The sequence below is a fragment of the Saccharothrix violaceirubra genome (assembly GCF_014203755.1).
In the GTDB taxonomy this organism is placed as follows: domain Bacteria; phylum Actinomycetota; class Actinomycetes; order Mycobacteriales; family Pseudonocardiaceae; genus Actinosynnema; species Actinosynnema violaceirubrum.
In genome coordinates this window covers 2,446,400-2,465,910 of record NZ_JACHJS010000001.1, presented here as the reverse complement: position 1 = coordinate 2,465,910, position 19,511 = coordinate 2,446,400, and the positions used below count along the sequence as shown (strand labels likewise).

The following is a 19,511-nucleotide window of genomic DNA, read 5'->3' as shown; positions in this document are numbered from 1 at the left end:
CCCATGACCGACCCAGCCGCACGCAAGCGGGCGCTGCTCGCCGAACGGCTGCGTGCCCGCGCGTCCACGCCCACCCCGTACCCGCTGTCGTTCGGCCAGCAGCGGCTGTGGTTCCTCGACCGGTTCGCACCGGGCACGGCCGTGTACAACGTGCCGATCGCGGTCCGGCTGCGCGGCCCGCTCGACGTCGACGCGCTGCGGTCCGCGCTGGACCTGCTGGTGCGGCGGCACGCGGCGTTGCGCACGACGTTCCCGGACTCGGGCGGCGAACCGGTCCAGCTCGTGGCGCCCACCGGCGCCGCGACGCTGAACCTGGTCGACCTGCCGGCCGACGACCGGGACGCGCGGGCGCAGCGGTTCGCGGACGAACGCGGCGCGGTCGGGTTCGACCTGCACCGGGGGCCGCTGTTCGTGGCGGACCTGGGCCGGTTCGCCGAGGACGACCACGTGCTGGTGCTGACCCTGCACCACATCGTCTCCGACGCGTGGTCGCTGGCCGTGCTGCTGCACGACCTGGGCGAGGCGTACGCGGGCCGGGGCGAGGCGCTGCCGCCGCTGCGGCTGGGCTACCCGGACTTCGCGGTGTGGCAACGCGACCAGGTCACCGCGCACGCGCAGGACCACCTCGCGTACTGGGCCGACCACCTGGCCGGCGCGCCGGAGCTGCTCACCCTGCCCACGGACCGGCCGCGCCCGGCGGTGGCGACCTACCGGGGCGCGCTGTACACGGCGACCGTGCCGCCCGAGACGCTGTCGGCGTGGGAGGAGGTCGGCCGGGCGCACGGCGCCACGCTGTTCATGGTGCTGCTGGCCGGTTTCGCCGCGCGGCTGGGCCGGTTGGCGGGTCAGGACGACGTGGTGGTCGGCACGCCGGTCGCCGGTCGCGCGCACCCGGACCTGGAGCACCTGGTCGGGTTCTTCGTGAACTCGTTGGCGTTGCGCGCGCACGTGGGCGGCGACCCGACGTTCGCCGAGCTGCTCGGCCGCGTCCGTGAGTCCACTGTGGAGGGTCTGGCGCACGCCGACCTGCCGTTCGACCGGGTGGTGGAGCACCTGAGCCCGCACCGCGCACTCGGCCACGCGCCGCTGCACCAGGCCCAGCTCATCCTCCAGAACACGCCGCCGACCACGATCTCCCTGCCCGGACTGGAGATCACCGGCCTCGCGCCCGACCCCGGCGTGTCGAAGTTCGACCTCACGATCGCCGCCGAGTACCGCGCGGGCGGCCTGGCCCTGGGCGTCGAGTACAGCACGGACCTGTTCGACGAGGCCACGGTCGTGGAGTTCACCGACCGGTTCGTCGCGCTGCTCACGGCCGCCGCGCGGGAGCCGCACCGGCGGATCGGCGACCTGGACGCGCTCAGCGGCGTGCGGCGGTGGGAGGTCCTCGAAGGCTGGAACGCCACCGACCTCGCGCTGCCCGAGGCCGCGTCCGCCCTGGACCTGATCTCGGGCGACCCGGACGCGGTGGCCGTGTCCGGCGTCGACGGCGCGCTGACCTACCGGGAACTGGACGCGCGGGCGGCCCGGATCGCCGGCCTGGTGCGCGGCAGCCGACTGGTCGCGCTGTGCCTGCCCCGCACGCCCGACCTGGTCGCGGCCGTGCTGGGCGTGTGGCGCGCGGGCGCGGCCTACCTGCCGCTGGACCCGTCGTGGCCGGCCGACCGGCTGGCGCTGATGCTGGCCGACTCCGGCGCCGACCTGCTGATCACCGACGGCGACACGTTCGGGTTCACCGGCCGGGTGGCCGCGCCGACCGACGACGCGGAGCCGCTGACGGAGGTCGTGCCGGGCGACCTGGCCTACGTGATCTACACGTCCGGGTCCACCGGGCGGCCCAAGGGCGTCGAGGTGCCGCACCGGGCCGTGGTGAACCTGCTGGTGTCGTTCCGCGACCTGCTGGCGCCCGCGCCCGGCGACCGGCTGGCGGCCGTGACCACGCTGTCGTTCGACATCTCCGTGCTCGAACTGCTGCTGCCGCTGGTGTCCGGCGCCGAGGTGCTGGTCGTACCGGACGCGGGCGACGGCCCCGCGTTGCGGGACCTGCTGACCACGCGCGGGGTGACCATGCTCCAGGCGACGCCCGCCACGTGGCGGCTGCTGCTGGCGGCGGGCGGCGTGCCGGAGACGGTGACCACGCGGGTGTGCGGCGGCGAGGCGCTGCCCCGCGACCTGGCCGACGAGCTGATCACCGACTCCGCGCTGCTGTGGAACGTGTACGGGCCGACCGAGACCACGGTCTGGTCGGCCGCCGGTCCGGTCGAACCCTCCCCCGCGCCGGTCGTGATCGGGCCGCCGATCGGCAACACCCGGCTCTACGTGCTGGACGCGCGCATGGAACCCGTGCCGCCCGGTGTCGTCGGCGAGCTGTACATCGGCGGCGCCGGCGTGGCGGTCGGCTACCGGGGCCGCCCGGAGCTGACCGCGTCCCGGTTCGTGCCCGACCCGTTCGCGGCCACGCCCGGCCGCCTGTACGCCACCGGCGACCTGGTGCGCCAGCGCGGCGACGGCACGCTGGAGTTCCTCGGCCGGGCCGACCACCAGGTGAAGGTGCGCGGGTTCCGGATCGAACTCGGCGAGATCGAGGCCGCGCTGCGTGACCTCGACTACGTGCGCGAGGCGGTCGTGGTGGCGCGCGACGAGCGGCTCGTGGCCTACCTGGTCGGCACCGACACCTGGCCGCGGGCCCGGACCGCGCTGGCCGAACGGTTGCCGGACTACATGCTGCCCGCGACGGCCGTGGTGCTCGACGCGTTGCCCTTGACGCCCAACGGCAAGGTCGACCGCAAAGCCCTGCCCGAACCGTCGTGGACCTCGCACGTCGACCGCGTGGCACCGCGCGAGCCGGTCGAGGAGGTGGTCGCGGAGATCTGGCGCGAGGTGCTGGGCGTGACCGAGCTGGGTGTGCACGACGACTTCTTCGCACTGGGCGGGCACTCGCTGCTGGCCGCGAAGGCGTTGGCCCGGGTGCACGGCGCGTTCTCGGTGTCGGTGCCGATCGGCCGGTTGTTCGCCGCGCCGACGGTCGCCGGGCTGGCGACCGCGGTGCGGGAACTGGAGGACGAGCCGGGCCAGGTCGCGGCCGTCGCCGAGCTGCGCGTGCGGCTCGCGGGCCTGTCCGACGAGGAGATCGCGGCGTTGCTGGAGGAGGACGCGTGACCGGACTGCGCCGTTTCGCCGTCGTGTGGGCGGGTCAGTTGGTGTCGGTGATCGGCTCGGCGCTGAGCACGTTCGTGCTCGGCGTGTGGGTCTACCTGGAGACCGGCTCGGTGACGAAGTTCGCGCTGATCCAGTTCTGCGCGATCCTGCCGGGCATCCTGCTCGCGCCGTGGGCCGGGGTACTGGCCGACCGCGTCGACCGCCGGGTGATCATGCTGGTGGCCGACGGCGGCGCCGGGCTGGTGACGTCGCTGCTGTTCACGGCCGTGAGCCTGGACTCGTTGGCGACGTGGCAGATCTACCTGGCCGCCGCGCTGACCGCGACGTTGAACTCGTTCCACGTCATCGCCTACAGCGCCCTGGTGCCCGCGCTGGTGCCCAAGGACCAGTTGGGGCGCGTCAACGGGCTGATGCAGCTCACGCAAGGTGTGCAGATCGCGGCACCGCTGGTCGCGGGCGCGCTGCTGGGCCTGGTGGGGCTGCGCGGCGTGCTGCTGATCGACGTGGTGTCGATGGTGTTCGCGGTCGGGTCGCTGCTGCTGGCCCGGCTGCCCGAGGAGGCCGTGCGACCGGCCGGCGCGGCGGGCCGGGACCGGGGTGTCGGCGCCGGACTGCGGTGGCTGCGGTCGGCGCCGGGCCTGCTCGCGCTGTGCGCGGTGTTCGGGGTGTGGAACTTCCTGTTCGCCGTGGCGGGTGGGCTGGTGCAGCCGCTGATCCTGTCGTTCGCGACACCGGCGACGCTGGGCGTGCTGATGGCGGCCGGCGGCAGCGGTCTGTTCCTGGGCGGCCTGGCGATGGGCGCGTGGGGCGGGCCGAAACGGCGCGTGCACGGCATCTACCTCGGGCTCGGGCTCGGCGGCGTCTTCCTCGTGCTGCACAGCCTGGCGCCCTCGCCGTGGCTGATCGGGTTCGTGGCGCCCGCGTTCCTCGCGACGTTGCCGCTGATGAACACGTGCTGCGTGACGCTGGTGCAGACGAAGGTCGACCCGGCCGTGCTCGGGCGCGTACTGGCCGGGGTGCGGACGTTGAGCACGGCCGCCATGCCCGTCGCCTACCTGCTGATCGGGCCGCTGTCGGACGGCATCGCCGAACCGCTGATGACCGGCGACGGCGCGCTCGCGGGCACCGTCGGCGCGCTGATCGGCACCGGGCCCGGTCGCGGCATCGCCCTGGTGTTCCTGGTGGTCGGCGTGCTGATGCTCGCCCTGGCCGCCGTCGCGTGGTCGCGCCCGCGACTGCGCGCCGTCGACGACCTGCCCGACGCCGCGTCCCCCCTGGAAAGGACCGCATCGTGACCGACGACCAGCGCGAGCGCCTGCTGGCGAAGTTGATGGCCCGCCAAGGGCTGCGGTCGGCCGGGCTGCCGCGGCGGCCCGGGGGTGCGGACGTGCCGCTGTCGGGCAACCAGCGCGGCCTGTGGCTGGCCGGGCAGCTCGGCGACGACTCCGGCGCCTACGTGATGTACGCGGCGATCCGCGTGACCGGCACGCTCGACGTCGAACGGCTGCGCGACGCCGTGGCGGTCGTGGTCGACCGGCACGAGGCGCTGCGCACGCGGGTCGTCGAGGTGGACGGCGTGCCGGCGCAGGAGATCGTCCCTGCGACGGCTTCGGTGACGTGCACGGACGTCGAGTCGCTCGACGACGCGGTCCGGTCCGAAGTGGACACCCCGTTCGACCTGGGTGCGGCACCGCTGTTCCGGGTGCGGGTGTTCCGTTCCGATGACGTGACCGCCGTCGTGCTCAGCGCGCACCACATCGTGTGCGACGACGTGTCGCTGGCCGTCGTCGCGGAGGAGATCGGCGCGGCCTACCAGGGCGGGACGTCGTTCGCGCCGGTCGGCCAGTTCCCCGACTTCGTGCACTGGCAGGCCGGTCGGCTGGCCGAGGGCGACCGCGCGCGGATGCTCGACCACTGGGCGTCCCGGCTGGCCGACGCGCCCCCCGTGCTGGACCTGGCGGGCGACCGGCCGCGCACGCCGCACCGGTCGATCGCGGGCGACAGCCACCGGTTCACCGTGCCCGCCGCGCTCGCCGCGCGGCTGACCGAGGTGACGCGGGAGCAGGGCGCGACGACGTTCGCCGGGCTGCTGGCCGCGTTCGCGGTGGTGTTGTCGCGGCGGTCGGGCACGGACGACGTGGTGATCGGCTCGCCGACGACCGACCGGCCGTTCCCGGCGTTGGAACGCGCCGTGGGCATGTTCGTGACGACGACGGCGTTGCGCGTGGACCTGTCCGGCGACCCGACCGTGGCGGAACTGCTGGCCCGCACGCGGACCACCGCCGTCGAGGCACTGGACCACGCCGGGGTGAGCTTCGACGAGGTGACCGCCCGGGTGGCGCCCCGCCGCGACCCCGCCCACCACCCGCTGTTCCAGGTGATGCTCGTGCTCAACCGGGGCTCGGGCGGCGGCACGTGGGCGGGACTGCCCGCCACGACGCTGCCGGTCACGCGCGGGACCAGCCGGTTCGACCTGACCCTGCACGTGCGGGAGACCGACGGCGACTGGCCGGTGGACCTGGACTACCGCACGGACCTGTTCTCGCCCGACACCGCGGCCCGACTCGCCGACCAGGTGCTGGTCACGCTGTCGGCACTGGTCCGCGACCCGGCGGCCCGACTGTCCACACTGGACACCACTCCCCCGGCCGACCACGCCGCCGCCGAGGCCCTGCACGGCGTGCCGGTCGCCCCGGTCGACGACGTCCTCACCCGGATCGCGGCGGCCGTCGCGAACCACCCGGACACCACCGCCGTGCTGGACCTCGGTTCCGGCGCGGAGATCACGTTCGCCGAACTCGACCGGCGGGCCGACCACGTCGCGAACCTGCTGCGCTCGCACGGCGTCGGACCGTCCGTGCCGGTGGGGCTGGCGGCACGGGCCGGTGTCGAAGGGCTGAGCGGACTGCTCGGCGTGCTCAAGGCGGGCGGCGCTTACGTGCCGCTCGACCCGGCACACCCGCCGGCCCGCCTCGCCGGGCTGCTGGAGTCCTGCGGGGCACCGGTCGTGCTCGCCCCCGCCGAGGTCGACCTGGGGCCGTACGGGGGTGTCGTGCTCACGTCGTGGTCAGGCGAGGCCGAAGGTTTCGAGGTGACACGTGGCGACCTGGCCTACGTGATCCACACGTCCGGGTCGACCGGCACGCCTAAGGGCGTCGAAGTGGGGCACGCGAGCCTGGCCCACCTGACGGACTCCTTCGTGGCGGTGCACGGATTCGCCGCGGGGCACCGCATCCTGATGATCCCGCCGCTGAGCTTCGACGCGTCCGTGGGCGACGTGTTCCCGGCGTGGAGCGTGGGCGCGGCGATCGTCGTGCACCCGGAACCCGCCGCGATCGACGGCCCCGGCCTGCTGCGCCTGTGCGCGGACCACGGGATCACGGCCGTCGACGCGCCGGCGGCGCTGCTCAAGCGGTGGGTGGCCGACCTGGACGGCGTGGTCGACGTGTCCACCGGTCCACTCGGACTGGTCATGTTCGGCGGCGAGGCCGTGCCGGTGGCCACCGTCGCGGCGTTCGCCCGGATCACCGGCGGCCGGGTACGGCTGGTGAACCACTACGGGCCGACCGAGACGACGGTGTGCGCCACGACGTTCACCACCGTCGAAGCGTCCGAAGTGGACAGTCGATCGGCGACCCTGCCGATCGGGCGACCGCTGCCCGGCGTGCGGGCCTACGTGCTCGACGCCCGCCTGCGGCCCGTCCCGCTCGGCGTCCCCGGCCAGCTCCACGTCGGCGGCGTGGCACCGGCGTGGGGCTACCGGGACGATCCGGCGCGCACGGCGGCGGCGTACCTGCCCGACCCCGTCGTGCCGGGTGGTCGCGTGTACCGGACCGGCGACCTGGTCCGGTCGCTGCCGGACGGGAACCTCGAATTCCTCGGCCGGGTGGACGACCAGGTCAAGCTGCGCGGGCACCGGATCGAACCGGGCGAGGTGCGGGCCGCGCTGCTGGCACACCCGGACGTGACCGAAGCGGCGGTGACCGTGCGCGGTGACGTGCTCGTCGGGTACGTGGTCGGCGCGGTCGACCCGGCCGGGGTGCGGGCGTTCTGCGCGGACCGCCTGCCGGCGGCGATGCTGCCCGGCGCCGTGGTGGTGCTGGACGGACTGCCGTTGACCCGGCACGGCAAGGTGGACTTCGCCGCGCTGCCCGATCCCACGCCGGGCGTCGAGTACGAGGCGCCGCGCACGGACGTCGAACGGGTCCTGGCCGAGGTCTGGTCCGAGGTGCTCGGCGTGCCGGTCGTGGGGCGTCGGGACACGTTCTTCGGGCTGGGCGGGCATTCGCTGGTGGCGGCGGCCGTGCTCGGCCGGGTGCGGTCGCTGCTGGGGGTGACCGTGCCGCTGCGGGCGTTGTTCGCCACCGCGGACCTCGCCGAACTGGCCGAGGTCGTCGAGCGGGCGCACGACGACACGTACACGTTCCGCAGCGGGTTGCCGACGGCCGAGCAGATGCACGCGGACGCCGAACCGCCGGCCGACATCGTGCCCGCCGCGACGACCGTGGACGCGGTGTCCCGGGTGTTCCTCACCGGCTCGACCGGGTTCCTGGGCGCCTACCTGCTGTCGGAACTGCTCGCGCGGTCGTCGTACGAGGTGCACTGCCTGGTCCGCGCCGAGACGCCCGACCTGGCGCTGGACCGGATCGTGGCGAACTTCCGGCGGGCCGGGGTGGACGTGCCGGCCGGGCACCTGGCGCGGATCGTGCCCGTGGTGGGCGACCTGTCGCGTCCGCTGATGGGGTTGACCGAGGACGAATTCGACCTCCTGGCCCGGTCGATGGACGCCGTCTACCACAACGGCGCGGTGATGAACTTCGTGCTGACGTACCGGTGGATGATGCCGTCGCACGTGGGCAGCACGATCGACATCCTGCGCCTGGTCACCCGGCACCGCACCAAGCCGTTGCACCTCACGTCGACCCTGGGCGTGTTCCTCGGCACCGCGTACGACCGGCGGCCGGTCACCGAGGCGGTGCGGTGCGACGACCCGACCGGCCTGGACACCGGCTACAACACCACGAAGTGGGTGGCCGACCGGATGGCCGTGCTCGCGCGCGACCGGGGCGTGCCGGTGTCGATCCACCGCATCGCCGCGATCGGCGGCGACGTGCGGACGGGCCGGGCGCAGACCGCGTCGTACCTGAGCCGGCAGATCGCGGCGTGCGCGCAACTGGGCGCGGTGCCGGACTCGGGCGACGTGCTGGACATGCTGCCCGTGGACCGGGTCGGCGCGGCGGTGGCGGCGCTGTCCCTGGACTCCGTCGCGACGGACTACCACTACTACCGGTCGGACGGCTTCACCTACGCCGACCTGGGCGGGGTGCTGACCGAGCGCGGCTACCCCACCCGCGTCCTGCCGTTCGAACAGTGGCGGACGTTGATGCTCGACCACCCGGAGACCGCGTTCGGCCCGTTGGCGTACGGCCTGTCCGGCCGCCGCCGGGCGCACCCGGTGTTCGACTGCACCCGGACGTTCACCGCGGCGGCGGCCCACGGCGTCGAGTTCCCCCCGGCCGACGCGGAGATGCTGGGCCGCCACGTAGACCACCTGATCACCGCCGGAGCCATGCCGGAGAGGGTTTGACATGCCACTGCACCGACCGTCCGACGACGGGCCCGCGTCGTTCCACGACATGCTGTCCACCGCGGGCTACCGGGCCGTGGCCACGGCGTTGGAACTGGGCCTGTTCGCGGCGTTGACCGAGGGACCGCTCGACGCCGACGACCTGGCCGCCCGCCTGGGCACCGACCCGCGCGGCACCGGACTGCTGGCCGACGTGCTGGTGACGTTGGGGCACCTGGAACCCGGCTACGCGAACAGCCCGTCGACCACCCGCTGGCTGACCGGCCCGTACGCCGAGGTGGACCGGTTCTGGAGCACCGTCCTGTTCTCGTCGTGGACGGACCTGACGGAGTCCGTCCGAACGGGACGACCGGCCCTGGACTTCTACCGCTGGCTGGTGGAGAACCCCGAGACCCTGCACCGGTTCCAGGCGATGCTGTCCACGCACGCGGACGCCATCGCCCCGGAGGTGACGACCCTGATCACCCCCGGGGTGACCCTGCTGGACGTCGGTGGCGGGCACGCCAAGTACGCCATCCGCTTCTGCGCGGGCAACCCGGACCTGACGGCCACCGTGGTCGACCTGCCCGACGCGGTGGAGGTGGGCCGGGCAGCCGTCGCGGCGGCGGGCCTGACCGACCGGATCGGTTTCGCGGCGGGCGACTACGACGAGGTCGACCTGGGTGGCGGGTACGACACCGTGCTGTTGTTCAACGTCGTCCACGGCCGTGCTCCGGACGCGAACGTGACGTTGTTGGCACGCGTGGCGAAGGCCCTGCGGCCGGGCGGGCGGGTCGTCCTGCTGGAACACGACCACCACGTCCCGGACGCCGGGTCGGACGCCTTCGCGCGGGTGTTCAGCCTGAACCTGTTCCACGGTCAGGGCGGACAGGTGTACCCGGCTTCGGAGATCACGTCGTGGCTGACGAAGGCGGGCTTCACGGAGCCCACCGTGCACCCGTTGAGCACCTCGCCGGGCCAGTCGCTCCTGGTGGCCACTACCTGATACGCCGCGGGGGCGGCCCCCGACGAGGGCCGCCCCCGCATACGCGGGAAAGAGCCGCTCGGCGTGGACTCCCGGCGCCGTGTCCCCGGAACACTCCCGCATACGCGGGGAGGAGGTCCGGTCCAGCGACTCGACGCGGACGGTGGTCGGAACACCCCCGCGTGCGCGGGGAAGAGCGACCAGACGGGTGAGTCTGGTCTGCCGTGAGCGGAACACCCCCGCGTGCGCGGGGAAGAGCGGCTGACGTTGGCGGTGGTCACGGGTGGTCTGGGAACACCCCCGCGTGCGCGGGGGAGAGCGCCGTGCTGGCGTGGATCTGCAACAGCCAGGAGGAACACCCCCGCCTGCGCGGGGAAGAGGGTGAGACGGCCCTGGTGCTGTGCCGACCTCACGGAACACCCCCGCGTGCGCGGGGAAGAGCCTCCTGGAGCCTGCCGCGCGGCGAGCGCAGCTGGAACACCCCCGCGTGCGCGGGGAAGAGCTGCGGCTCGGAACGATGGTCTCGCCCGTCGGCGGAACACCCCCGCGTGCGCGGGGAAGAGCACCAGCCACGGACGGCGGCTGCACCACCGGGGGGAACACCCCCGCGTGCGCGGGGAAGAGGACCGAGGCGGAATCCCCGTCCGGATCGTCCAGGGAACACCCCCGCGTGCGCGGGGAAGAGGTCTCCTCGTTGGTGGCCGCGGGGCCGAGGTCCGGAACACCCCCGCGTGCGCGGGGAAGAGACCGCGCCTGCGAGGCAGGCCGCGATGTCCCGGGGAACACCCCCGCGTGCGCGGGGAAGAGCTCTCACGGCTGGCCGAGATCGGCGTCCTGGTCGGAACACCCCCGCGTGCGCGGGGAAGAGGCTTCGCGACCTGGGACTCTAGCGGCTGTCGGGGCGGTTTTCATTCGGTTCACCGGGGTCTCGGAACAGTCGTCACGACTGGCGCGGGGTGGCGGGTGACCGAGGCCGGTCAGCCCTGCGTGCTGAGGTAGGCGAAGGCCGCCAACCCCACGACGGTGAGCGCCGCCATGGCGGCGGCCCGAGGAGTGGGCCGGGAAACGGTCCTCAGCAACCGGACGCCTTCGGGCAGCAGGGCGACGCAGAGGCCGACCGTCCCCACGATCGACAGCAGTTCGGTGCCCTTCAGCACGCCCAACGGCAACAGGCCCATGGTGGCCAGTGCCACCGCGCGGATCTTGCCGACCACACCGGTGAAGTGGCCGCTGCGGTACACCGCGAACGCGAGCACGAACCAGCCGAACATGATCGTGAACGACAGGTAGCTGAACAGGTGCTCGTCCTGGTAGGCCAGACCCACCTGCGCGGTCGCGAACTCCACTCCCCGGTGGCGTGCCAGGCTGAAGGCGGCCTGGTCGACCCCGGCGTGGAAGGTGCGCGCCAGCAGGCCCGTCACGACCAGCCCGCCCGCCCACCTCGCCAACGTCGGGCGGGTGTGGGCGATCGACCGGACCAGGCTGACGATGCCCGGCCACAGGGCCACGGTGCCGGCCAGGAACAGGGTGTACGCCGTGACCATGAGGGTCGGGTCCGACCCGAACGCGGCGAGCTGCTGCTTGTAGAAGAAGTCGAACGGGGAGCGCAGCAGGGTCGCGGCCAGCAGCAGGAGCGGGGCGACGGTCAGGGACAGGCCGCCGAGCACCGGGCCGGGGAACCAGGTGGAGCCGGAGGCGGGGCCGGCGGTGGACAGGGACGGGGACTGGATCGACGCGGTCATGAGGGGAAGTCTGGTCCGGGAGGCGGGCCGGGGGATCGGACCGGAGTCCGAAACCCGGGGTCGGACCGCGGTCCGATACGGAATCCCAAAATGATTGACCGGCCGGCCCCCGTACGGAATGATGAAGGGGAACACCGACTTGGGGAGAAGCCATGGGGCACGGACGCCGGACCGCGGGGATCCAACTCCTTGCGCCGCTCCCGAAATTGGGTCGGCACGACTTTCGCACACCAGGCTCCTCGCCGTGATCCTCGCAGGTCACAACCACCAGGGAGCCGCCCACCGGTAGTCCGGTCAGGGCGGCTTCGATTTTCTACGCCATTTCAGGGAAATGATTACGACCGACAACGGGTCGACATACTCGAAAGCCGGAGGACTGGCCGAGCAGGCAAGGCACCGGATGATTAATCCGTGGTCCGGGCGGACGTCCCGGCGCGCGTTCGATCCGCGCGTCCTCCAGGCAGGTACCGACCCCTGACGACAGTCGGGTCCGGGTGGTGGCCGACGCCGGCCGCGCGATCTTCGTAACCTCGACGACATGGTCGATCCCCACCTCGGGCTCTTCCTGTTCGTGGTCGGCGTGGCCACGGACAGCCCGCCCTTCGTCCGGACGTTCGGCGTGATCGCCACCGACGCCGTCCTCGGCGTCTTCGCCGTCCTGTTCCTCGTGTCCTGGTGGCGTGCCCGCACGGCCGGTGCCGAACGGATGGCCAAGGCACTGCTCGCACCGGCCGCCACCGTGGTCGCCGGCCTGGTCGGCGAGGTGATCAAGCTGCTGTTCCGGGAGGAACGCCCTTGCCACACCACCGCGGGCATCGCACCGTGCCCGGCGCCGGACGACTGGTCGTTCCCCAGTAGCCATTCGGTGATCGCGGGCTCGGCCGCCGTCGCCTTGGCGCTCGTCGCCGGACGCGTGCTGCGCCGGATCGCGTTGGCGTGTGCCGTGTTCACGGCCGCGTCGCGCGTCTTCGTGGGCGTGCACTACCCGCACGACGTGGCCGCCGGTCTGCTCCTGGGCGCTCTGGTCGTGACCTTCCTCCCGATGGCCGCCCGGCGGGCCGCGCCGGTGGTCGCCCGACTGCGGTCCGGCACGCCGGGCAGGACGCTGCTCGGAGCCGGACCCCGATGACCACCGCGATCCGCCTGGTCTGCGCGCTGCTGCCCGTCCTGTGGGCCGGCGTGACCTCCTGGGTCGACCGGTTCTCGGTCGTGGAGGTGGTCGGGTACGGGACGGCCGTGGCCGTCGCCCTGGTCGCCGCACGACGCCACCCCGCCGGGATCGTGCTCGCCGCCGCCGCGTGGCAGGTGGGCGTCCTGTCGCGCCTGGGCTCCGACAACTCCGTTCCGCTCGCCGCGCTCTCCCCCGCGCTCGTGCTCACCGCCTACGTCGCCGGCCGCCACGTCGGGCACGCCCGCGCCGCCGTCGTGGCCCTCGTCGGCTCCGGTCTGGTCGGCGCGATCGCGGGCGCGGTGGTCACCGGAACCCCGGACACCGTCGTCCTCACGCTCGCGGGCATCGCGGTGGCGGGCGCGGTGCCCTGGGCGTTCGGCCGGCACCGCCGGCTGTTCGCGGCCATGGTCGAGGCCGGCTGGGACCGGGCCGAGCGGCTCGAACGCGACGTGGTCCGCGCCCGTGACCGCGAACGCGCCCGGCTCGCCGCCGAGATGCACGACCTGGTCGGCCACGAACTCGCCCGCGCCGCGCTGCTCGTCGGCGCGTTGGAGGTCTCCCCCACCCTCCCCGACGACCAGCGTCGCGCCGCCCACGAGGCCCGGGCCGGGGTCACGGCCGCGGCCGAACGCCTGGCCGACACCGTGCGCCTCCTGCGCGGTCCCGAGTCCCGGAGCCCGGACGAGTCCGTCCAGGCGGTCGTCGACGCCGCCCGCGCCACCGGTCTCGACGTCGACGCCGACACCGCCGATCTCGCCGGCGTCGACCCGGTCATCGACCGCACCGTGCACCGGGTCCTCGCCGAGTCGCTCACCAACGCGATGAAGCACGCCCCCGGTTCGAAGGTGCGGATCACGCTCACCCGCGACGACGGCATCACGCTCGTCGTCGCCAACGGTCCGCCGGCGGCGAAGCCGACGCACACCGGCAGCCGGCTGGGACTGGTCGGCCTCACCGAACGCGTCTCGCTCGTCGGGGGCCGGTTCGACGCGGGTCCGCAGGGCGAGGGTTTCGCGGTCCACGCGCACCTGCCCGAGCGCCCCGTCGCCACCGAACCCACCCGGTCGAGCGCGGCCACCCGGGTCCGGCACAGTGCGCGGCACGTCACGCTGGTCACGGTCGCCGTGGTGGGTGGCGCGGCCGTGCTCGCGCTGGGCTACATGGTCTTCGACGCGGTCACGTCCACCCTTCGCCCCGCCGTCTACGACCGGCTGCGGGTGGGCGCGGCCCAGGCCGACGTCCTCCCCCTGCTGCCCGACCGGACCCGCGTGGACGGCCCGCCGGTCGAGGCACCGCCGCCGGACTGGACGTGCTCGTACTACAGCACGCACCCGAACCCGTTCGACGGCCGCCGTCTCGACCTGTACCGGGTGTGCTTCGCCGACGGCCGACTGGTGGGCAAGGACCTGCTGACCCGGGACCCCTGAAGGAGCGCACGGTGGTGCGTGTCGACGTGCGCGGACCGGATCCGGGTCGCGATCGGCGGGGCCGGACTCACCCGCCGTCGACCTTCCGCCGGTACAGCATGACCGCCACCGTGGTCGACGCGATCAACAACCCCGCCGACCATGCCAAGGCGATGACGCCGTGCGATCCGATCGCCGTGCCGGTCAGCAGTCCGCGCACGGTCTCGATCAACGGCGTCACGGGCTGGTTCTCGCTGATCGCCCGCAGTACGGCGGGCATCGTGTCGGTCGGCACGAACGCGCTGCTCAGGTACGGCAGGAACAGCATCAGGAAGTTGAGCGCACCGGCCGCTTCCGGCGTCTTCGCCACGACGCCCATCGCCGCCGCCAGCCACGAGATCGCCGCCACGTAGAGCAGCAGCAGACCGGCGACCGCGAGCCACTCCAGCGGGGTCGCCGACGGCCGGAACCCCATGGCCACCGCGGCGAGCACGACGATCGTGGTCGCCAACGCGTTGCGCACCACGCTGGCCACCACGTGCCCGGTCAGCACGGCGAACGCGTGGATCGGCATGGACCGCAACCGGTCGATCATGCCGCCGCGCAGGTCGTCCACGACGGACAACGCCGTGGACGACGCGCCGAAACCCACGCACAGCAGGATGATCCCCGGCACGACGTAGTCGATGTACCGGCCGTCGGCGGCGATGGCGCCGCCGAACACGTAGACGAACAGCGCCATCATGACCAGCGGCAGCATCAGGGCCATGACGAGCGTGTCGACGTTGCGCCGGCTCAGCCGGATGCCGCGGCCGACCATCGTGGCCGACTCGGTCAGCGCGTGGCTCACGCGGCCACTTCCTCTCGCGTGGTGACGGCGCGGAACACGTCGTCGAGGGTCGGGCGGTGGGAGGTCACGCGCACCGGGTCGATCGCGTTGGCGCGCAAGGTGTCCAGCACGTGGTGCAGGTGGCCGGCGCTGCCGTCGGAGAGCAGGCCGAGGGCGGGCCGGTCGGGGTCGGGTCGGCCGCCGAGCACGCGGCGGGCGGCGTCGCGGGTGTGCGGGTCGGCGAACTCCAGGTCGAGGCGGTCGCCGCCGACCCGGGCCTTGAGTTCGTCGGCGGTGCCGGCCGCGACGACCACGCCGCCGTCGACGACCGAGATCCGGTCCGCGAGCCGGTCCGCCTCCTCCAGGTACTGGGTGGTGAGGACGATCGTGGTGCCGGTGGCGACGAGTTCGCGCACGGCGGCCCACATGGTCGTGCGGCCGGTCGGGTCCAGACCCGTGGTCGGTTCGTCGAGGAACACCACGCGCGGCCGGCCGACCAGTCCCATGGCCAGGTCGAGCCGCCGCCGCATGCCGCCCGAGTAGGTGCCCACGCGCCGGTCGGCGGCGTCGAGCAGGTCGAACCGGGCGAGCAGTTCGGCGGCCCGGTGCCGGGCGGCGGACCGGCCCAGGTGCAGCAGGCGGCCGACGACGAACAGGTTCTCGCGCGCGGTCTGGCCGTCGTCGACGGCGGCGTACTGGCCGGTGAGGCTGATCGACCGGCGCACGGCGACCGGGTCGCGCACGACGTCGTGGCCGGCCACGCGCACCGTGCCCGCGTCGGGCCGGACCAGGGTGGACAGGATGCGCACGGTGGTCGTCTTGCCCGCGCCGTTGGGGCCGAGCAGGGCGAACACCGTCCCTTCCGCGACGTCCAGGTCGATGCCCGCGAGCACCGACTTCGGGCCGTACGCCTTGCGCAGGCCCCGCACTTCGACGATCACGTCGAACCTCCTATGCGTATCTACTACGCAAATTAGCGTACCTCATACGCATACGATCGGGACAAGAAAGGCCGGCCGGACCGAGGTCCGACCGGCCTGCCTGCGAGAACGGGTCAGATGCGGCAGGTGTCCAGCGAGCTGACCAGGATCGCGCGGGCGCCCACGCGCCACAGCTCGTCCATCACGAACGGGGCCTCGTCGCGCGGCACGAGCGACCGCACCGCGACCCAGCCCTCGCGGGCCAGCGGCGACACGGTCGGCGACTCGATGCCGGGCACGAGCCGGAACGCCTCCTCCTGCGCGCTGACCGGGCAGTCGAAGTCGAGGATCACGTAGCGCCGGGCGATCAGCACGCCCTGGAGCCGCCGGTGCAGGATCTCGACCGCCGCCGCGGCGTCCGACCCCTCGGTGACCCGCTCGGACTGGATGAGCACCGCCTCCGACTTCAGTATCGGCTTGCCGAACGTCTCCAGCCCCGAGGTCTTCAGCGTGATGCCGGTTTCCACCACGTCCGCGATCGCGTCGGCCACGCCGAGTTCGACGGCGGTCTCCACGGCACCGTCCAGCCGCACCAGGTGCGCCTTGACGCCCACCTCGGCCAGGTGCGCGTCGACCAGGTTCGGGTAGCTGGTCGCGACGCGTCGCCCCTCCAGCTCGGCCAGACCGCTGATCTCGCCGGGCTTGGACGCGTAGTAGAACGACGCGCGCCCGAAACCGAGCGGGAGGATCTCCTTCGCGGAAACGACGGAATCATGCAGCAGATCACGCCCGGTGATGCCGACGTCCAAAGACCCTTCTCCGACGTACACGGCGATGTCACGCGGACGGAGGAAAAAGAACTGGACGTCATTGGCGGGGTCCGCGACGATCAGTTCCCGACCCGACCGATGGACCCGGTACCCCGCTTCGGCCAGCATTTGCGCCGCGGGAGCACTCAATGAGCCCTTGTTGGGCAGGGCGAAGCGAAGAGGAGCCATGGCGGTGAGTCTCCCACACCCCGGACGGGCACCCTGACCAGGGGGTAGTCACGTCCCACAGCGTGGAACCGACCATCGGGTGACGTACGGGTGAACCCAATACCATTCCGCAATCGCGCGGCCCGCCCAATGGTCGATCCATTTGATTGGACAAAAGGCCGGAATAGCCCTATGCGACGGGTTCGTCACCCCACCACGCGGCATCTCCGACCGTGCGGAAGCCGAGTGACTCGTAGAGCGGACGACCCGCTTTCGACGCGGTGAGCACGACCGGTGCGGGCCGGTCGAGCACGGCGTACATCAACGCCCGGCCCACGCCGCGCGACCGGTGCGCGGGCGAGGTCGTCATCCAGTACAGCCCGGCGACGCCGTCGTCGACGACGAAGCACGCACCCGCCGCCTCCCCGTCGCGCCACGCGATCAGCACGTCCACGTCCGGCCTTTCCAGCAACGGCCCCGGCAGCAGCAGACCGGGCCGCTCCGGGACCGGGAAGCCCTCGATGATCACCCGTTCGGCGACCGCGAGGTCGGCGGCCGTGGCCACGCGGGTGATCTCCACCGACGGCGTGGGCAGCGGCGCGGGGTCACGCACCATCAACGGCAACGACCGCGACTCGTAGCCCAGGTCCGAGAGGTCGAGCGTGCGGTAGACGTCCTGCACCCGCACGGCACCCTCGGCGGCGGCGAGCAGTCGTTCCAACTCGGCGCGGTCGTCCGGGGACAGCTCGGGTCGCAGGACGACGATCCGCGACAGCCCCGACCACGAGGTGGCCGCGAACCCCGGCCGCCGCACGACCTCGCCACCCCGCGCCCACGCGAGCGCCTCCCAGAACGAGGCGGTGTTGCGGGCGGAGACGTCGAGGGTGGCGGTCGTCATGACCGCCACCCTAGGCACGCCGACCCCTTCGACGCCGCTCGATTTCCTAGCCCCCGAGCAGCTCCTCGAACGGCACGAACCGCTCGCCGGGCCGGGCGAGGGCCGGACCGCCCAGCAGCGCGGCCAGTTCGCCCGCCGCCCGGTCGATCCGCCCGGACAGCCCGTGCGCGCTGCCCCAGTCCGACGACGCCGCGTAGACGCCGGTCGGCACGACCACGGCCCGCAGGTAGGCGAACAGCGGGCGCAACGCGTGGTCGAGCACGAGCGAGTGCCGCTCGGTGCCGCCGGTCGCCCCGATCAGCACGGGCCTGCCCGCCAACGACTCCGGCTCGAGCACGTCCACGAACGACTTGAACAGCCCGCTGTAGGAGGCGTTGAACGTCGGCGTGACGACCACCAGCCCGTCCGCGCCGGTCACGTCCGCGACCGCCGCCGCCAGCCGGGCGCTCGGGAACCCGGTGACCAGGTTGTCCGCGATGTCGCGGGCGTGGTCGCGCAGGTGCACGGTCGTGGTCGCGACCGGCAGCACGGCGGCGACCGCGTCGCCCAGCCGGGACGCGAGCAGGTGCGAGGACGACGGGTCGGACAGGCCCGCCGACACGATCGCGAGTCTCGGCGTCATCGCACGGTCTCCTTCGTCGCGGACGCGAGCAGGCTCGCGTGGGTCGGCGCCTCGGGCACGTCGGCCGGTCGGCCCTCGGCGAACCCGCGCCGCAGGTCGGGCAGGATCTCGCCGAGCAGGTCGAGCTGCTCCAGCACGGTCTTGAGCGGCAGCCCGGCGTGGTCGAGGAGGAAAAGCTGCCGCTGGTAGTGGCCGAAGTGCTCGCGGAAGGTCAGCGTCTTCTCCACGACCTCCCGCGGGCTGCCCACGGTCAGCGGCGTCTGCGCGGTGAAGTCCTCCAACGACGGGCCGTGGCCGTACACGGGCGCGTTGTCGAAGTACGGGCGGAACTCGCGCACCGCGTCCTGCGAGTTGCGGCGCATGAAGAACTGCCCGCCGAGCCCGACGAACGCCTGGTGCGCGGCGCCGTGGCCGTAGTGCTCGAACCGCTCCCGGTACAGGCTGATCAGCCGCTGGTAGTGCTCCTTGGGCCAGAAGATGTTGTTGGCGAAGAAGCCGTCGCCGTAGTACGCGGCCTGCTCGGCGATCTCCGGGCTGCGGATCGAGCCGTGCCAGACGAACGGCGGCACGGCGTCGAGCGGGCGCGGCGTGGACGTGAAGCCCTGGAGCGGCGTGCGGTGCCGGCCTTCCCAGTCGACCACGTCTTCGCGCCACAAGCGGTGCAGGAGCGCGTAGTGCTCGACGGCAAGCGAGATGCCGTCACGGATGTCGAAGCCGAACCACGGATATACCGGGCCTGTGTTCCCACGACCCAGCACGAGGTCCACCCGACCGTCCGCGAGGTGCTGGAGCATCGCGTAGTCCTCGGCGATCTTCACCGGGTCGTTGGTGGTGATCAGCGTGGTCGAGGTGGAGAGGATCAGCCGCTCGGTGCGGGCCGCGATGTAGCCGAGCATGGTGGTCGGCGACGACGGCACGAACGGCGGGTTGTGGTGCTCGCCGGTCGCGAACACGTCCAGGCCGACCTCTTCGGCCTTGAGCGCGATCGTGACCATGGCCTTGATGCGCTCGGCCTCGGTCGGCGTCCGCCCCGTGGTGGGGTCGGGCGTCACGTCGCCGACGGTGAAGACACCGAACTGCATGACCGCTCCTCGTCCAGGTAGTTGAGCTTGCAACTACCTCAACCGTACCCGCCGCCCGGATGTTCCGCGCACGGGGTGGCGTCGGCCACACACGGTCCGTACCGACGATGACACCGGGAGTACAAACGAATACGGCTTTCATTATCATGGTTCG

General features: G+C 72.9%; 13 protein-coding genes, 1 tRNA gene and 1 CRISPR repeat array. Of the genes, 7 read left to right on the top strand and 7 right to left on the bottom strand.

Translation table 11 applies throughout. The annotated features are described in order from the left end of the window. Positions 1–3: 3 nt before the first annotated feature. Genes F4559_RS12015 through F4559_RS12000 form a run of 4 tightly spaced genes read left to right on the top strand, consistent with a single transcriptional unit; the run spans position 4 to position 9,731 of the window. Positions 4–3,159: a non-ribosomal peptide synthetase gene (locus F4559_RS12015; protein WP_184668436.1), complete on the top strand. Its 3,156-nt coding sequence runs from the start codon at positions 4–6 to the stop codon at positions 3,157–3,159. Continuing rightward, positions 3,156–4,454, top strand: a complete 1,299-nt coding sequence (locus tag F4559_RS12010) for an MFS transporter (RefSeq protein ID WP_312865603.1) — start codon at positions 3,156–3,158, stop codon at positions 4,452–4,454. Before F4559_RS12015 ends, F4559_RS12010 begins: the two co-directional genes overlap by 4 nt. Next, on the top strand, positions 4,451–8,746 hold the full coding sequence (locus tag F4559_RS12005) for a non-ribosomal peptide synthetase (protein WP_184668435.1): 4,296 nt from the start codon (positions 4,451–4,453) through the stop codon (positions 8,744–8,746). Before F4559_RS12010 ends, F4559_RS12005 begins: the two co-directional genes overlap by 4 nt. 1 nt (position 8,747) lies before the next feature. Further along, positions 8,748–9,731 carry a methyltransferase gene (locus F4559_RS12000; protein WP_184668434.1) on the top strand — a complete coding sequence of 328 codons (984 nt, stop codon included), beginning with the start codon at positions 8,748–8,750 and terminating at the stop codon, positions 9,729–9,731. Positions 9,732–9,818: 87 nt separating this feature from the next. Further along, positions 9,819–10,578: a CRISPR direct-repeat array (repeat unit 28 nt; unit sequence GGAACACCCCCGCGTGCGCGGGGAAGAG). 109 nt (positions 10,579–10,687) lie between these two features. Here F4559_RS12000 and F4559_RS11995 read toward each other — a convergent pair. Next, positions 10,688–11,452: a hypothetical protein gene (locus F4559_RS11995; RefSeq protein ID WP_246445164.1), complete on the bottom strand. Its 765-nt coding sequence runs from the start codon at positions 11,450–11,452 to the stop codon at positions 10,688–10,690. Between the two features lie 370 nt (positions 11,453–11,822). On the opposite strand from F4559_RS11995, the gene F4559_RS11990 reads away from it, so the two are divergent. The 3 genes from F4559_RS11990 to F4559_RS11980 all read left to right on the top strand — a co-directional run bounded on the left by F4559_RS11990 (position 11,823) and on the right by F4559_RS11980 (position 14,050). Then, a tRNA-Asn gene (locus F4559_RS11990) sits at positions 11,823–11,911 on the top strand. A gap of 79 nt (positions 11,912–11,990) precedes the next feature. Further along, entirely contained in the window at positions 11,991–12,581 is a 591-nt protein-coding gene (locus F4559_RS11985) for a phosphatase PAP2 family protein (protein ID WP_184668433.1), read from the top strand. Further along, a complete protein-coding gene (locus tag F4559_RS11980; RefSeq protein ID WP_184668431.1) occupies positions 12,578–14,050 on the top strand; it encodes a sensor histidine kinase in 1,473 nt (490 codons plus the stop codon). Before F4559_RS11985 ends, F4559_RS11980 begins: the two co-directional genes overlap by 4 nt. Before the next feature lie 67 nt (positions 14,051–14,117). On the opposite strand, the gene F4559_RS11975 is transcribed toward F4559_RS11980, so the two are convergent. From F4559_RS11975 to F4559_RS11950, 6 genes are all read right to left on the bottom strand, one after another. After that, positions 14,118–14,879, bottom strand: coding sequence for an ABC transporter permease (locus F4559_RS11975; RefSeq protein WP_312865601.1), 762 nt, complete (start codon positions 14,877–14,879; stop codon positions 14,118–14,120). Continuing rightward, entirely contained in the window at positions 14,876–15,799 is a 924-nt protein-coding gene (locus F4559_RS11970; protein WP_184668429.1) for an efflux ABC transporter ATPase subunit, DrrA-related, read from the bottom strand. Before F4559_RS11970 ends, F4559_RS11975 begins: the two co-directional genes overlap by 4 nt. A gap of 113 nt (positions 15,800–15,912) precedes the next feature. Then, positions 15,913–16,776 carry an ATP phosphoribosyltransferase gene (hisG, locus tag F4559_RS11965; RefSeq protein WP_184668427.1) on the bottom strand — a complete coding sequence of 288 codons (864 nt, stop codon included), beginning with the start codon at positions 16,774–16,776 and terminating at the stop codon, positions 15,913–15,915. Positions 16,777–16,945: 169 nt separating this feature from the next. After that, on the bottom strand, positions 16,946–17,653 hold the full coding sequence (locus tag F4559_RS11960) for a GNAT family N-acetyltransferase (RefSeq protein ID WP_184668425.1): 708 nt from the start codon (positions 17,651–17,653) through the stop codon (positions 16,946–16,948). Positions 17,654–17,699: 46 nt separating this feature from the next. Continuing rightward, on the bottom strand, positions 17,700–18,275 hold the full coding sequence (locus tag F4559_RS11955; protein ID WP_184668423.1) for an FMN reductase: 576 nt from the start codon (positions 18,273–18,275) through the stop codon (positions 17,700–17,702). After that, positions 18,272–19,357 carry an LLM class flavin-dependent oxidoreductase gene (locus F4559_RS11950; RefSeq protein ID WP_184668421.1) on the bottom strand — a complete coding sequence of 362 codons (1,086 nt, stop codon included), beginning with the start codon at positions 19,355–19,357 and terminating at the stop codon, positions 18,272–18,274. The genes F4559_RS11955 and F4559_RS11950 overlap by 4 nt, the downstream gene beginning before the upstream one ends. Positions 19,358–19,511: the final 154 nt, after the last annotated feature.